Source organism: Streptomyces sp. NPDC015171, assembly GCF_043079545.1.
Classification (GTDB): Bacteria; Actinomycetota; Actinomycetes; order Streptomycetales; family Streptomycetaceae; genus Streptomyces.
The window spans coordinates 75149-90264 of the sequence record NZ_JBIBUO010000002.1 but is presented as its reverse complement, the minus strand read 5'-3'; the positions used below and the strand labels follow the sequence as shown (position 1 = coordinate 90264).

The following is a 15116-nucleotide window of genomic DNA, read 5'->3' as shown; positions in this document are numbered from 1 at the left end:
TGACGGGCGTCAGGAACGGGATCGCCGCACGATCGGCGGCAGCCGATCGGTCCGGCCGCCCCGGTCGCCGGTGCGCACGACGCGCTCGGCGAGATCGGTGAGGGTCTCGGCCGCCATCAGGTCCTCCATGCGGAGGCGGATGCCGAAGCGTTCCTCGATCCGGGTCTGGAGCTGTGCGGCGAGCAGCGAGTCGCCGCCTAGTTCGAAGAAGTTGTCGTCCGCGCCGACGCGTTCCACGGCGAGCAGTTCCGCGACGAGGGAAGCGAGGCCGAGGGCGGTCTCGCCGCGCGGCTCGCGGTACGGGCGGGAGGGGCGCCACGTGCGCCAGTCGGCGGGGGGCAGGGCCCGGCGGTCGATCTTGTCGGAGGTGTTCACCGGCAGCCGGTCCATCAGCACGTACGCCACCGGGACCATGAAGTCCTGGAGCTGGGCCGCGGCGTGCGCGCGCAGTTCGCGCGGGCTGACCGGTCCGTCGGTGACCAGGCAGGCGACCAGCTGGTGCTGGCCGTCCTCGGGCACCCCGACCACGCAGACCCGGGTGACGCGGGGATGCCGGCCGAGCGCCCACTCGACCTCGCCGACCTCCACCCGGTGGCCGCGGATCTTCACCACGTCGTCGATCCGGCCGCGGTGCTCCAGCACGCCGTCGGGGCGCAGCCGGCCGGCGTCGCCGGTGCGGTAGAGGCGTCCGCCCGGGGCGCCGAAGGGGTCGGGGCGGAACTTGTCGGCGGTGAGCGCCGGGTTGCCGAGGTAGCCGAGGGAGAGCGCGGGCGAGTCCACCCACACCTCGCCGATGGCGCCGGGGGCGACCGGGGTGAGGTCCTCCTCCAGCAGGTGCACGGTGACGCCGGGCAGCGGCCGTCCGACCGGTGGCGGCGCGGCCCGGTCGGCGGCGGTGGCGGTCGCGGGGGTGCAGCGCCGCTCCCAGGGGTGCAGGGAGTTGGCGATCTGGAACGCCTCCAGCGAGCCGTAGGAGACGGCCACCTCGAAGGGCAGGCCGGCGGGGGCCCAGCCGTTGAGCTTGTCGCCGCCGAGGGACATCAGCCGCAGCTCGGTGCCGGCGGGCCAGTCGAGCGTCTGGAGGGTCTCGCCGACCGGGGTGACGACGAAGGTCTGGGTGATCCGGTGCTCCAGCAGCCAGGCGCGCAGGGCGGGCGGGGAGGCGACCGTCTCGGGTTCGGCGATGTGCAGGGCGGCGCCGGCCCACAGCAGCATGCACACCTCGTGGACGGCGATGCCCGCGCCGGCCGGGGCGAGCCAGGAGCCGCGGTCGGCGGCGGTGGTGCGGTTGACGGCGACACCGGTGGCCACGCCGTGGGTGAGCCAGCTGTGCTGGGCGAGCACGATCTTGGCGCGGCCGGACGAGCCGGAGGTGTGCATGGCGAAGGCGAGGTCGTCCTGGTGGATCTCGACGCCGGGGTCACCGGGGTCGCCCGGGTCGTCGGCCAGGTCGTCGAGGGACAGGACCGGTGCGGTGCCGGGCGGCTCCCCGCCGTCGCGGGTGCCGGTGAGGACGACGGCGGGTGCCGCGCTCCTGATGGCCCGTGCGGTCCGTTCGGCGGGGGCCTTGGGGTCGAGGGACATGCAGACCGCGCCGAGCTTGAGGACCGCCAGCATGCCGACGACCCACTCGGCGGACCGGCCGAGGTGCACGCCGACGACCGTGCCGCGCCGCACCCCGCGCGCGGTCAGCCGGGCGGCCAGCACATTGGCCCGGCGGTTGAGTTCGCCGTAGTCGAGCCGCTGCGCACCGCGCGTGATCGCGGCGGCGTGCGGACGGGTCCGGGCGTGCTCCTCGACCATCGCGGGTACGGTCGGTTCCATGGGGCGTGCTCCCTCGGTCGGCGGGGGTCGGTGCGTCGCTGGCTGGGGCGGTGGGCGCGCAGGGGGTGCCGGGTCAGGACCGGTCGTCGTCGAGCGCGGCGAGCATGGCGTCGATCTCGGCCTCGGACAGCGTGCCGAGCCAGTCCTCGTCGCGTACGTCGATCCCCTCGGCCGGGGTCCCGTCCGCCGCGTCGAGGGCGTCGGCCATCGCCTGGAGGCCGGGCCGCAGGAACAGCGTCTCCATCGGGACCGCCACGCCGAGTTCGCTGTGGATGCGGGAGACGAGCTGGACCACCATCAGGGAGTGCCCGCCGAGTTCGAAGAAGTTGTCCTCGGCGCCGACGCCGCGGCTGCCGGTGTCCAGCAGGTCGGCCCAGATCGCGGCCAGGGCCTCGGCGGTCGGGCCCTCGGGCGGGGTGAGGGGCTCGTGGGCCCGTTCCTCCTCCCGGCGCAGCGCCCCGAGGGCCCGTTCGTCGAGCTTCCCGTTGCGGGTGAGGGGGAGTTCGGCGACCACGAGCACGGTGGCCGGGACCATCCACTCCGGCAGGGTGCGCAGCAGGGCGCGGCGTACCCGGGTGGGGGTGAGGCCGGCGCCTTCGGCGGGGACGGCGCAGGCGACGAGGGTCTTGCCGCGGAGCCGGTCGTCGGTGACGAGGACCGCGCCGCCGGCCACCCCGTCGAGGCGGAGCAGCGCGGCCCGGATCTCGCCGAGTTCGATGCGGTGCCCGCGGATCTTGTGCTGCTGGTCGGCGCGGCCCAGGTGGACGAGTTCGCCGTCGCGCCGCCGCAGCGCGAGGTCTCCCGAGCGGTACATCCGGGCGCCGGGCAGGGGGCTGTAGGGGTCGGGCAGGAACCGGGCGGCAGTCTGCGCGGGGGCGCCCTGGTAGCGCAGGGCCACTCCCCCGCCGCCGACGAAGATCTCGCCGGGCAGTCCGTCGGGTACCGGGCGCAGTTCGTCGTCGAGCAGGTACAGGGACAGGTGGGGCAGCGGGCCGCCGATCGGGGAGGCGGTCTCGGCGGTGTCGGCGCCGGTGACCGGGCGGAGTGTGACGTGCACGGTGGTCTCGGTGATCCCGTACATGTTCACCAGGCGGGGCCGCCGGTCGCCGAAGGCGGCGAACCAGCCGGCGAGCGCGCCGGGGTCGAGGGCCTCGCCGCCGAAGACGACGGTGCGCAGCGCGGCGGGGAGGGCTCCGGCGGCGATCGCGACGGCGGCCAGCTGGTGGAAGGCGGACGGGGTCTGGCTGAGCACGGTCACGCCTTCGCGGCCGAGCAGGTCGAGGAAGGCGTCCGGGGCGCGGCTGGTCCAGTGCGGGACGACGACGACGCGCCCGCCGTACAGCAGGGCGCCCCACAGTTCCCAGACGGAGAAGTCGAACGCGTACGAGTGGAACAGCGTCCACACGTCGTCCGGGCCGGGCCTGAACTCCTCCTCCGCGGCGGCGAACAGGCGCAGCACGTTGCCGTGGGTGACGACGACGCCCTTGGGGGTGCCGGTGGACCCGGAGGTGTGGATCACGTACGCGGGGTGGCCGGGGCCGGCCTCGGCGGGCGGCGGGGTCCCGGGGGCCGCGGCGAGGGGTCCCGCCGTCCAGTCGGCGAGGAGGGCGGGGGGTGCGGAGCCGGGCAGGCGGCCGGCGGTGCCGGGGCTGTGCACGACGACGGGGACGGCGCAGTCCGCGAGTTGCCGCGCGGTGCGCTCGGCGGGGTTGTCGGGGTCGATCGGCAGATAGGCGGCGCCCGTGGCGAGGACGCCGAGGACGGCGGCGACCAGGTCGCGGGTGCGCTCCATCAGCAGGCCGACGACGTCGCCGGGCCCGACGCCCCGCTCCCGCAGCACATGGGCGAGCCGGTTGGCGCGCTGGTCGAGCTCCCGGTAGGTGAGGGAGCCCTGTTCGTCGCTGACGGCGAGGGCGTCCGGGCGCCGCCGCGCCTGGGCCCGGAACCGTTCGTGCAGGGTGCCGGTGACCTGCTGGGCGGCCGGTTCGGGGCCACGGATCACGGCGGCCTGCTCCTCGGGGCCGAGCAGCGGGACGGCGGCGAGCGGGCGGTCGGGGTCCGCCGCGGCCTCGGTGAGCAGCCGGGTGGTCCAGCGGGCGAGGTCGGCGACCGTGCCGGGATCGAACAGCTCGTCGTCGTAGGGCAGATAGCCGACCACCCGGTCGTCCTCGCACCACAGCTCGGCCATCAGGTCGAAGTGGGTGGCGCCGCCGTCCAGGTCGGCGAACTCGGTGTCGAGGCCGGGCAGCCGGGGCGGCACCGGGGCGGCGTCGCGCAGGCTGAAGGAGGTCTGGAAGACGGGGGTGACGCCGGGGACCCGGTCCGGCTGGAGTTCGCGCACCAGCATGTCGAAGGGCAGGTCCTGGTGGGCGAGGGCGCCGGTGAAGGTGTCCCGGGTGCGGCGGACGAGTTCGCGGAGCGAGGGGCGTCCGCCGAGAGGGACGCGGACCGGCAGCCAGTTGAGGAAGTAGCCGACCATCCGCTGCTGCTCCGCACCGAGCCGGCCGGCCACGGGCACGCCGACGACGAGGTCGTCCTGGCGGGTGAACCGGGCCAGCGCGGCGATGTAGCAGGCCAGGAAGGCGACGTTGAGCGTGGTGTCGTTCTCCTGCGCGATCCGGCGCAGCCCGGCCACCGGCCCGGCCGGGAACTCCACCCGGTGGAAGCTGCCCCGGCTGCCCCGGACGGCGGGCCGGGGGCGGTCCGTGGGGAGCTGGAGCGTGCCGGGCGGGTCGGCCAGCTGCTCGCGCCAGTAGTCCAGCTGGCGTTTGAGCCGCTCGCCGTCGAGCGTCTGCCGCTGCCAGTACGCGAAGTCGGGGTAGTGCAGCTCCAGCGGTTCCGTGCGGTCGGGGGCGCCGCGTTCGACGGCGTACGCCTCGCCCAGGTCGGCCAGCAGGATGCCCAGCGACCAGTAGTCGGAGACGATGTGGTGCTGCACGAGCAGGAGCAGCTGGTCGTCGTCGGCGATGCGGTGCAGCCGGCAGCGCAGCAGCGGCCCGGTGGCCAGGTCGAAGGGTTCGGCGAGGGCGGCCGACGCGCGTTCCCGGGCGGCGCGCTCCGGGTCGGGTTCGGCCCGGCAGTCCTCGACGGTCAGGGGCGCGTCCATGGTGTCGAGGACGACCTGGCGCGGGCCGTCGGGGCCGGCCCGGAACACCGTGCGCAGCGCCTCGTGGCGGGCGGTGACCCGGGCCAGGGCGCGGCGCAGCGCGGCGACGTCCAGGGTGCCGCGCAGCCGCAGCGCGGTCGGCACGTGGAAGATCTCGCGGTGGGTGAGCAGCTCGTTCATGAACCAGAGCCGCTCCTGCTCGAAGGAGGCGGGTATCTCGGTGAGTCCGGCCGGGCGTCTGTGCACGCCGGGCATGTCGTCCGTGTCCTCCTGCTGCGCCATGAGGCGCAGGACCAGTGCGCGCCGTTCGGGCGCGAGAGCGGCCAGCCGCCGTTGCAGCGCCTCGTCGAGGCCCGCGTCGTCCGGTCTCCCGGTCATCCCCCCACTCCTTTCGGTTCTGTGCCCGCTGTGCCGGTCCCTCCCCGGGCACATCCGCCGGGCCCCGCGCGCCGTGCCTCGCCCCGCGCCCCTGCCGGCGGCTGAGGGTGCCGGGGCCGGCGTCAGCGCGCGGTGAAGCCCCCGTCCACCGTCAGGGCGCTGCCGGTGGTGCCGGCCGACTCCGGTCCCGCCAGCCAGAGGCAGGCCGCCGAGACCTCCTCGGCCGACACCAGCCGGCCGATGGGGTGGTACGAGGTGGAGCTGCGCTCGTAGTCCTCCAGCGAGGCGCCCATGCCGGCGGCCACCGCGGCGGTGCTGGAGGTCTCCGCCCGGTCCGCGGCGGCCACCGTGCTCGGGCAGACGGCGTTCACCCGGATGCCGAGCCGCCCGTACTCCAGGGCGAGCGCCTTGGTCAGGCCGATCACCGCGTGCTTGGAGGCGACGTAGCTGGAGTACATCTCGTAGGCGACGAGACCGCCGACCGAGGCGGTGTTGACGATGGCGCCGGAGCGCTGGGCGACCATGGCCGGCAGGACCGCGCGGCAGCACCGCCAGGTGCCGTTGAGGTTGACGTCCACCACCAGCGTCCAGTCCTCCTCGCTCAGCTCGTGCGCGCGCACACCGCCGGGGGCGAGCAGTCCCGCGTTGTTCAGCAGGATGTCGATCCGGCCGAACTCGTCGAGTCCGGCGGCGACGGCCGCGTCCACGGCGGCCTGCTCGCGGACGTCGGCGACGGCGGTGACCACGCGCGCGCCCAGGCGCCGGCAGTCGGCCGCGGTCTCCTCCAGTTCCCGGCGCCCGGCGAGCGGGTAGGGGCCGTCCTCCTGGCAGCGGTCCATCAGCAGCAGGTCCGCGCCCTCCTTGGCGAACAGCAGCGCGTGCGAGCGGCCGAGCCCGCGCGCGGCGCCGGTGATCGCGGCGATCCGTCCTTCGATCCGCACCTGTCTCCCCCTCAGCCCGCTCCGCGCCCGGCGGTCCCCGCGCCGACCGTCGCCTTCGCCCCGAGCAGCCCGCCCAGCCGGGCGAGTGCCGTGTCCAGGACGGCGACGGCGCGGGTGAGGTCCGCCACCGCGATGTGTTCGTCGCTGGTGTGGTCGAGATGGGCGTCGCCGGGGCCGTACGCGGCCATCGGGACGTGCCACGCGTCCACCACGTTCATGTCGGACGTGCCCGCCTTCAGTTTCAGCACGGGTGTGCCGCCCTGGGCGCGCACGGCGGCCCGCAGGGCCCGGGCGACCGGGTCGCCGGGGGGTCTGCGGACGGCCGGGACCCGTTCGTCGAAGGCGGTGACGCCGGCGGAGTGCCCGCCGAGGCGCCGTTCGAACAGGTCGAAGTCGAAGCCGGGCGGCACCCGGCAGGTCAGGAAGGCCTCGGCGTGGCCGAGGTCGCCGCGCAGCTCGACCAGGGTGGCGGCGGCGGTGTCGAAGGAGACCGGGTCGGTGCCGTCCGAGTGCCGGCGCAGATGGTCGCGGACGAGGTCGCAGAAGGCCACGGCGTCCTCGACGGCGGTCGGTTCGGGGCTGCTGGTGTGCAGGAGCGGTTTGTCGACCCGGTAGACGACCCCGACCCGGCCCTTGTAGCCGAGGCAGATGCCGTCCCAGCCGCTGGGTTCGCCGATGACGACGGCGTCCGGGGCGGGCAGGGTCTCCAGCAGGTGCCGGGCACCGCGGGAGCCGGGGACCTCCTCGCCGACCGCGCCGACCACGTGCGCGCGGACCGTACGGGACCGGGAGGCGGCGACGATCATCGCGGCCAGCGGGCCCTTGGCGTCCACCGCGCCCCGCCCGTAGAGCAGGTCGCCGACGCGCAGGTTCGGCACGGCGCCGGGGACGGTGTCGAGGTGGCCGAGGAGCAGCACGGTGGGCGCGTCCGGTGGTCCGGCGACGCCGTGCGCGTTGCCTGCGGCGTCGACCCAGGCGGTCATGCCGAGCCCGGTCATCCACTCGGCCAGGAAGGCCGCGAGCCGTGCCTCGTCCCCGGAGACCGAGGGGATGGACAGCATGGCGCGCAGCAGCCGTACCGTCTCCTCCTCGGCCGGGTCGCCGGTGGTCATCCGAGCTCCTCTCCGGGTCCGGCGAACGCCGTGCCGCCGCCGGCGAGGGCGGTGCGCACCGGCCGGGCCGTGTGGCCGTGGGCGATCACGACCTGGCCGACGCCCGCCCGGCGGGCGCGGGCGGCGGCCCGCACCTTGTGGCGCATCCGGCCGGTGGCCGCCGCCGGCACCTCGGGTCCGCAGGGCAGCCGGGCGATGAGGCTGCCCGGGTCGGCGGGGTCGGCCAGTACTCCGGGCGCGTCGGTGAGCAGGACGAGGGCGGCGGCGGGCAGCGCCTCGGCGAGCGCGGCGGCGACCTGGTCGGAGTCGACGTTGAGGAGGCTGCCCGTGGCGTCGGCGGCGGGCGGGGACACCACGGGCACGAGGCCCTGGGCCAGCAGGGCGTGCAGGATCCCCGGCCGTACCCCGGTGACCCGGCCCGAGCGGTCGTCGCGCAGCAGCCGGGTGCGGCCGTTCTCCACGCTGCGCAGGGCGGTCTTGCGTTCGGCGGTGAGCAGGCCGCCGTCGGCGCCGCTGACCCCGGCGGCGGCCACCCCGCGCGCCCGCAGGCCGTGGACCAGAGCCGGTTTGACCCGCCCCAGCAGGGCCATCGCCAGGACGTCGAGGGCCGCGTCGTCGGTGCGCCGGCCCCGGGTGCCGTCGGGCGAGGTGACCGTGCGGACCGGCAGTCCCAGCTGGGCGGAGAGCCGGTCGGCCTCGGCGCCGCCGCCGTGCACCACCACGAGGCCGCGGCCGTGCGCGGCGAGCGCCGCCAGGTCGTCGAGGGCGGGGCCGGGGTCCATGCCGCCGCCGAGCTTCACCACGAGCGGCCCGTCGGCGGCCGTCGCATCCGGTACGTCTGTCATGTCGGTCCCGTCCGTCACCCGTCTCCTCCCCTACACCGGATGCAGGCCGGGGAAGTCCACCGCGGTGGACTCGGGAAGGCCAAGTGCCGCGTTCAGGCTCTGCACGGCGCCGCCCGCCGCGCCCTTGACCAGGTTGTCCAGGGCCGCGACCACCACCACCCGGCCGCCGTCCGCGTCGAGGTCGAAGCCGACGTCGGTGAAGTTGGAGCCGGTGACGAACTGCGGGTCGGGCAGCCGGTGCAGTCCGGCACGCCGGGCGACCAGCCGGACGAAGGGTTCCGCACCGTAGCGGCGGCGGTACAGCTCCCACACCTCGGCGCGGGTGAGCGGACGGGCGGGCCGGACATGGGCGATCACCTGCACGCCGCGCACCAGCGGTACGGCGGTGACCGTCATCCTGGTCCGCAGCCCGGTGAGCCGGGCGATCTCGTCCTGGTGCCGGTGGCCGGTGGCCCGGTAGATCCGCAGGGCGTGCTGGCGCTCGGCGTGGTGGGTGCTCTCGCCGGGCGTGGCGCCGGATCCGCTGGAGCCGCTGCGGGCGTCGACGAGCACATCGCCGTCGACCGCGCCGGCCTCGGCGAGCGGGTGCAGTCCGAGGACAGCGGCGGTGGCCATGCAGCCGGGCACGCTGATCCGGTCCGCTCCGGCCAGCTCGGCGCGGTGCAGTTCGGGCAGCCCGGGGACGAAGCCCGCCGACTCCGTGTCCCGGGGGTCGCGGAAGTCCCGGCCGAGATCGACCAGTACCTGCGCGCTGCCGGCGAGACGGGGCAGCAGCTTGCGGGCCTCGCCCGCGGGCAGGGCGGTGAACAGCGCGTCCACGGTCTCCAGGTGTTCCGGGTCGGTGAACCGGGGGGCGGCCACATGCCGCAGGTTGGGGTGGACGGCGCCGAGCGGGCCGCCGGCGTACCGGCGGGACGTGGCCTGGACGAGTTCGAGGCCGGGGTGGCCGAGGATCAGGCGCACCAGCTCTCCCCCGACGTAGCCGGCGGCCCCGAGGACGGACACCTTCATGCGGCGAGCTCCAAGGCGTGATCGATCATCAGATCGGCGATGCGCAGCGTGGGGTGTGCCTCGGCGAGGCCGTGGAACTCCACGCCGCCGTTGACCTCGAGCACCACCCGTCGGCCGTCGTCGTTCTCCAGCAGGTCGACGCCGAGGATGCCGCCGCCGACCGCGCGGGCCGCCCGCTCGGCCAGGTCGGCGAGGGCGGCGTCGACCGTGCGGGCCGTGGGCCGGGCGCCGCGCGCGGTGTTGCGGACCCAGTGCCCGCTGCTCCGCTCGATCGCCGCGACGGCCCGGTCCCCGACCACCAGCACCCGCAGATCACGTCCGGGCACGTACTGCTGCGCGTACCCCAACTTCTGTATGGGCGAAGGCAGTTGCTCGCGCAGCGCGAAGACGGCCTCGGCCGCGTCGGGGTCGTTGACCCGGGCGAGGCCGCGTCCCCAGGAGCCGACGACGGGCTTGACCACGGCCGGATAGCCGACCTGTGCGACGGCCTCGGTGCCGTGCGCGGGATCCAGGGCCACGCAGGTGTCGGGCACCGGCAGTCCGGCCCCGTGCAGGGCGAGCGTGCCGGCGATCTTGTTGTCGCAACGGTCCAGGGTGGCCGCCGCGTTGAGCACCGGCACACCGACGGCCTCGCAGTAGCGGCTGACCTCGATGCGACGGGTGGCGGACAGCGCCCGGTTGAACACGGCCCGCCAGGCCGGCGGCGGGCCCCCGACCCGGTAGACGAGCCGGCGGTCGTCGATGTGCGCAAAGGGCAGGCGACGGCGTTCGAGCGCCTCGATCAGCATGCGTTCCTCGACCCTAATTCTGGTGGCGACAATGACCAAAGGATCGGACGGCCGCACCGGGTCTACTCTCCCCAGTCCTCTTCGATCTCCGGGGCCAGCGCGAGGATCAGCGGTTCGGTGGAAACAACTTCCAAGGCCGCGGAACAGTCCACGCAATCGACAATTTCGGCGACCATCACTCCGTCGTCGAGAGCGACGCTGGAGCGGCACTCCGGGCACACATTGAACGTCCCACTCATCTGGGCTCCCCCCGGCCCCTAAGGCCACAACGTCGCGTCAGAAAAGACGACTTGAGGATCACGGTGCGCAGTGACAGCCGTCAGTAGAACAGGTGCCCCAGGGTCAGTCAAGGTCACCGACGGGGGCCGCAACAGCCTTGCGCGGCGCGGCGTCAGCCGTCTAGCCTCGCCGACAACGCAGACGGCACCATAGGCGCACCACTCGAATCCGAGAGTCTGTCAGTGAGCCAATTCCCGTCGGTTTCTGCCAGTCGTACCCACGTCCTGACCGTGGTCGATCTGGATCCGTATCTCGATAATGTCGCTCTCACCAGCCGAAGGAATCTGCGCAACGGGCGAATGAACGTCTGGGGGAACAGTTTGCCCACCGAAACCGTGCCCACCGGCCTCTGGACGGTCGGCGGAATACCATTCTCCGCTAAAGCGGATCGCGATTCCGGGCCCGACAACATCCGCTGTGACGGGCAGTTTCTTCCGCTGCCGGCGGCACCGGCGGAATGGCTGCATCTGCTGGCCGCCTCCGAACGGCGCTGCGAGGAGACCGTCCATCTCCACTACGCCTCCGGCGCTGTGGACCCGGAGTGGATCAGGGTCTCCGACTTCTGGCCCGCCCAGGCGCGGTTCGGCGAGACCCTCGCCGCCCGGTCGCCGGCCCTGCACTATCCGCACCACCGGCAGCAGGACCTCGCCGGGCAGCTGTGGGCGGTCCGCGTCCCGGTGACCCGCCGGGAGCCGCTGCGGGCGCTGCGCCTGCCGGTCAATCCGGCGCTGCACATCTTCGCCCTGACCGTCGAGACCGTGCGGTGAACCCGGCGATATCCTCGCTGCCCTGGTACGACGACCTGTGCAGCTGCCTCCAGATGGACATCGGGCTCGTGCTGGAGCGCGCGGGCTGGGAGCCGGTGCGGGCGCTGGCCGCCGGGTGGCGGTTCACGGCGCCGACCGGGCCGGTGGAGTCCGTCGAGTTCTACCACCCGGCGGGCGACCGCCTGGGCACCCATCTCTGCCTCCACCACCCGGTGGAGTTCCGCTGGCACCACCCGGCGACGGCCGCCGAGGCCCATCGGCAGCTCCTCGACGCGCTGGACCGCGGAGTACCGCCGGTCGTCGCGGTGAACAACTACCACCTGCCGTTCCGGCCCGCCTACCACGATGTGCACGCCGCGCATCTGCTGGTGGTCACCGGCTACCGGGCCGCCGCCGACGCCTACCTGATCAGCGACCCCATGCCGCCCGCCTTCACGGGCGAACTGCCGCGCCCCGTCCTGGAGACCGCGCGCGGCTCGCTCAGCGTCGACGACCCGAGCGACCCCTTCTTCGCGGGCGCCTCCCCCGCCTTCCGCTGGCTGGAGGTGCGTCCGACCGGACCGCAGCCGCCGCTGACCCCGGCCTGGCTGCGCACCGTCCTGCACGGCAACCTGGCCGCCCAGCGGGCCGGCGGCGGTCACGGCCCGGCCGCGCTGTCCGCGCTGCTGGACGACGTGCCCAAGCGGGTCGGGGACGAGGGCGTGGGCGTCCTCCAGGAGCTGTACGTGCTCGGCTGGCCGGCCCAGGCCGAGGCCGCCCTGCACGCGGGCTTCCTGGCCGCCGCCGCCCGCTCGCTCGACCGCCCGGACCTCGCCGAACTGGGCCGCTGGGTGGACCTCGTGGCCCACGGCTGGACCGGGCTCCGGGTGGCCGCCGCGCACACCGCGCTCGGCGACGGCCCCGGCGAGGAGCACGTGCTCGGCCTGGGACGCCGGCTGCTGGCGACCTGGGAGCTGTGCCTGAACCGCCTGGAGACCGTGTTGCGGGAGGACCCATGAGCCGACTCGCCCTGCTCGGCGGCACACCCGCCGTGCCCGCCCCCGGCCCGGACACCGCCGCCCTGACCGACTGGCCGGTGGTGACCGACGAGGACGAGCGGGCCGTGCTGCGGGTGCTGCGCGGCGACCGGCTGACGGCCGCGGGCGGCGACGGCGGTGAGACGGCCGCGCTGGAGCGGGAGTGGGCCGGGGCCGTCGGCACCGCCCACTGCCTGGCGGTGTCCTCGGGCACCGCGGCGCTCGAGGTCGCGCTCGCCGCGGCGGGCATCGGCCCCGGGGACGAGGTGGTGGTGCCCGCGCTCACCATGAACGCCACCGCCCACGCCGTACGCCGGTGCGGTGCCGAACCGGTCTTCGCCGACATCGAACCGGACACCTACACGCTGGACCCGGTCCAGGCCGCCGGGGTGCTGACGGCCCGTACGGCCGCCCTGCTGCCGGTGCACCTGCACGGGCTGCCCGCCGCCATGGACGCCCTCGGGGACCTCGCCCGCGACCGCGGCCTCGCGGTCGTCGAGGACGCCGCGCAGGCCCACGGCGCCCGTCACCAGGGCGCCCCGGTCGGCTCGCTCGGCCTCGCCGGCTGCTTCAGCCTCCACCCCAGCAAGAACCTGCCGACCTGCGGCGAGGGCGGTCTGCTCACCACGGACTCGGCCGAACTGCACCGCGCCGCCCTGGCACTGCGCACCTTCGGCGAACGTCCGCCGGTGCGCATCCGCACCTATGTCGCGCACGGCCCGGGGTGGAACGCCCGGATGGGTCCGGTGGAGGCCGCGTTCGCCCGGTCCCAGCTGAGCCGGCTGCCGCAGTGGGCCAAGGCCCGCGAGGAGTCGGTGGGCGCGCTGCTCGACCGGCTCGCCGCCCTGCCCGGCCTGCGCGTCCCCGTGGTTCCGGCCGGGCGGACCCACGCCTGGCACATCCTGCGGCTGCGCCTGGTCCCCGCGGAGCTGGGCCTGTCCGGGGTGGCCCCGGCCGCCGTACGCCGCGCCCTGCACCGCGCGCTGCGGGCCGAGGGCGTGCCGGTCTCCCGCTACCAGACCGCGCCGCTGCCCGCCCACCCCGCCTTCCGGGCCGCGACGGCGTCCCTCGACGCGATCGCCGAGCGCTTCCCGGTGACCGGCGCTGCCCTCGACGGCACGCTGTGCCTCCAGCGCCGCCACCTCAACCCGGCGGCCGGCCCCGTACTGGCCGCGTACGCCACGGCGTTCGAGAAGGTGTGGGACGGCCTGGAGACCGTACGGGCCATGGCGCGGGCCCGGCCGTACGGGGACTGGCGGGACGACCTCGCCGGCGGTGCGCGGTGAGCGCGCACCCGGAGCGGGCCGCCGCACTGGCCCGCCGGCTGCGCCGGGACGTGGTGGAGATGGCGGCCGGGCCCCAGGGCGCGCACCTGGGCGGCAGCCTGTCCTGCGTGGACGTGCTCGCGGTGCTGTACGGCGGGCTCCTCGGCGACCAGGACACCTTCGTGCTGAGCAAGGGCCACGCCGCGCCCGCCCTGTACGCGGCGCTGGCCGCCACCGGCCGGATCGACCGGGCCGAGCTGTCCCGCTACGCCGAGCCGGGCAGCCGGCTGTTCGGGCACCCGCCGCGCGGACTGCCCGGGGTGGAGTTCCCCACCGGATCGCTCGGCCACGGGCTGAGCCTCGCGGCCGGGGTGGCCCTTGCCGGGCAGCTCACCGGCGCGGGCGGCCGGACCTACGCCCTGCTCGGGGACGGCGAGCTCCAGGAGGGCTCGGTGTGGGAGGCGGCGCTGTTCGCCGCGTCCCGGCGGCTGACCTCGCTGGTCGCCGTCGTGGACCGCAACGGCCTCCAGCTGGCCCGACCGACCGAGGAGGCCGCGGGAGCCGAGTCACTTGAGGCGCGCTTCACGGCGTTCGGCTGGCAGGTGCGCGCGGTCGACGGACACGACCACGCGGCGCTCGGCGCGGCGCTCGGTGATCCCGCCGACCGCCCGGTGGCCGTGCTGGCCCGCACCGTCAAGGGACACGGGGTGCCGTTCCTCCAGGGACGGGTCGCGAGTCACTACGTCAGGCTCCGTCCGGATCTCCTCAAGCGCGCCCTCGCCGCCCTCGACGCCCAGGAACGCCGATGACGACCACGACCACGGCCGGGACCCCGGCCCTCGCGCCCCGGGACGCCTACCGGGACGCGCTGCTCGCGCTGGCAGCCGAGGACGAGCGGGTGATCTGCCTGGACTCCGACACCGGCGGCCTCGGCGAGTCCTTCGGGCGCCGCTTCCCCGACCGCTACATCGACGTCGGCATCGCCGAGGCCAACCTGTTCGGGGTGGCCGCCGGCCTCGCGGCACGCGGGCTGCGCCCGTACGTGCACACCATGGCGGCGTTCGCGAGTCTGCGGGCGGGCGAGCAGCTGAAGCTCGACATCGTCGGCAACCGGCTGCCGGTCCGGGTGATCGCCACCCACGCCGGGCTCTCCGCGACCCACTTCGGCACCACGCACTACGCACTTGAGGACCTGGCGGTCACCCGGGCGCTGGACGACCTGACGGTCGTGGTGCCCGCGGACGCCGCCGAGATCGCCCCGGCGCTGCGCGCCCTGCACCGGCTTCCCGGGCCCGCCTATCTGCGGCTCGGCCGGTCCGCCACCGAGCCGGTGGCGGAGCGGCCCGCGGAGTTCCGGCTCGGCGGTGCGGTGACGTTGCGCGCGGGCACGGACGTCACCGTGCTCGCGCTCGGACCGCTGCCCGTCCTGCTGGCCCTGCGGGCCGCCGGACAACTCGCCGGAGAGGGCGTGTCCTGCCGGGTGCTGCAGATCCACACCCTGTGCCCGCTGGACACCGGGGCGGTCCTGGAGGCGGCCCGGTCCACCCGGGGCGTGGTGACGGTCGAGGAGCACCGCCCGGCGGGCGGCCTCGGCGACGCCGTCGCCGAGACGCTCGGCTGCCACCGGCCGGTCCCGCAGGTACGCGTAGCGGTACGCGGACCGGTGGGCACCGTGGTGCGCAGTCACGAAGACGCCCTGGCCGAGGCCGGGCTGAGTGCCGCGGCGGTCCGGGAGGCCGCACTCCGAGTCCTGAACATCCAGACGCCCTGAGAGGTGAGATCCC

Annotated in this window: 13 protein-coding genes; 5 read left to right on the top strand and 8 right to left on the bottom strand. The window is 75.3% G+C overall.

Annotated elements, in window-relative coordinates; genetic code table 11:
* Positions 1-9: 9 nt before the first annotated feature.
* From ACF073_RS04935 to ACF073_RS04900, 8 genes are all read right to left on the bottom strand, one after another.
* Entirely contained in the window at positions 10-1824 is a 1815-nt protein-coding gene (locus ACF073_RS04935) for an AMP-binding protein (RefSeq protein ID WP_392066944.1), read from the bottom strand.
* A gap of 73 nt (positions 1825-1897) precedes the next feature.
* Entirely contained in the window at positions 1898-5308 is a 3411-nt protein-coding gene (locus ACF073_RS04930) for an amino acid adenylation domain-containing protein (RefSeq protein ID WP_392066943.1), read from the bottom strand.
* A gap of 122 nt (positions 5309-5430) precedes the next feature.
* Positions 5431-6249: an SDR family oxidoreductase gene (locus ACF073_RS04925; protein WP_392066942.1), complete on the bottom strand. Its 819-nt coding sequence runs from the start codon at positions 6247-6249 to the stop codon at positions 5431-5433.
* Between the two features lie 11 nt (positions 6250-6260).
* Positions 6261-7361 (bottom strand): M20/M25/M40 family metallo-hydrolase, encoded by a 1101-nt coding sequence (locus ACF073_RS04920; protein ID WP_392066941.1) that lies wholly within the window; start codon positions 7359-7361, stop codon positions 6261-6263.
* A complete protein-coding gene (locus ACF073_RS04915; RefSeq protein WP_392066940.1) occupies positions 7358-8206 on the bottom strand; it encodes a [LysW]-aminoadipate kinase in 849 nt (282 codons plus the stop codon). The genes ACF073_RS04920 and ACF073_RS04915 overlap by 4 nt, the downstream gene beginning before the upstream one ends.
* A gap of 30 nt (positions 8207-8236) precedes the next feature.
* Complete coding sequence (gene argC / locus ACF073_RS04910; RefSeq protein ID WP_392066939.1) at positions 8237-9217, bottom strand: N-acetyl-gamma-glutamyl-phosphate reductase; 981 nt, start codon at positions 9215-9217, stop codon at positions 8237-8239.
* Positions 9214-10062 carry a RimK family alpha-L-glutamate ligase gene (locus ACF073_RS04905; RefSeq protein WP_392066938.1) on the bottom strand — a complete coding sequence of 283 codons (849 nt, stop codon included), beginning with the start codon at positions 10060-10062 and terminating at the stop codon, positions 9214-9216. Before ACF073_RS04905 ends, argC begins: the two co-directional genes overlap by 4 nt.
* 5 nt (positions 10063-10067) lie before the next feature.
* A complete protein-coding gene (locus ACF073_RS04900; RefSeq protein ID WP_392066937.1) occupies positions 10068-10244 on the bottom strand; it encodes a lysine biosynthesis protein LysW in 177 nt (58 codons plus the stop codon).
* Between the two features lie 222 nt (positions 10245-10466).
* Between ACF073_RS04900 and ACF073_RS04895 the strand changes: the two genes are divergently transcribed.
* Genes ACF073_RS04895 through ACF073_RS04875 form a run of 5 tightly spaced genes read left to right on the top strand, consistent with a single transcriptional unit; the run spans position 10467 to position 15103 of the window.
* Entirely contained in the window at positions 10467-11051 is a 585-nt protein-coding gene (locus ACF073_RS04895; RefSeq protein ID WP_392066936.1) for a hypothetical protein, read from the top strand.
* Entirely contained in the window at positions 11048-12049 is a 1002-nt protein-coding gene (locus ACF073_RS04890; RefSeq protein ID WP_392066935.1) for a BtrH N-terminal domain-containing protein, read from the top strand. Before ACF073_RS04895 ends, ACF073_RS04890 begins: the two co-directional genes overlap by 4 nt.
* On the top strand, positions 12046-13353 hold the full coding sequence (locus ACF073_RS04885; RefSeq protein WP_392066934.1) for a DegT/DnrJ/EryC1/StrS family aminotransferase: 1308 nt from the start codon (positions 12046-12048) through the stop codon (positions 13351-13353). The genes ACF073_RS04890 and ACF073_RS04885 overlap by 4 nt, the downstream gene beginning before the upstream one ends.
* The gene (locus ACF073_RS04880) at positions 13350-14141 is read left to right on the top strand and encodes a transketolase (protein WP_392066933.1); all 792 of its coding nucleotides are present in this window, start codon (positions 13350-13352) and stop codon (positions 14139-14141) included. The genes ACF073_RS04885 and ACF073_RS04880 overlap by 4 nt, the downstream gene beginning before the upstream one ends.
* Complete coding sequence (locus ACF073_RS04875; RefSeq protein WP_392066932.1) at positions 14138-15103, top strand: transketolase family protein; 966 nt, start codon at positions 14138-14140, stop codon at positions 15101-15103. Before ACF073_RS04880 ends, ACF073_RS04875 begins: the two co-directional genes overlap by 4 nt.
* Positions 15104-15116 lie beyond the last annotated feature (13 nt).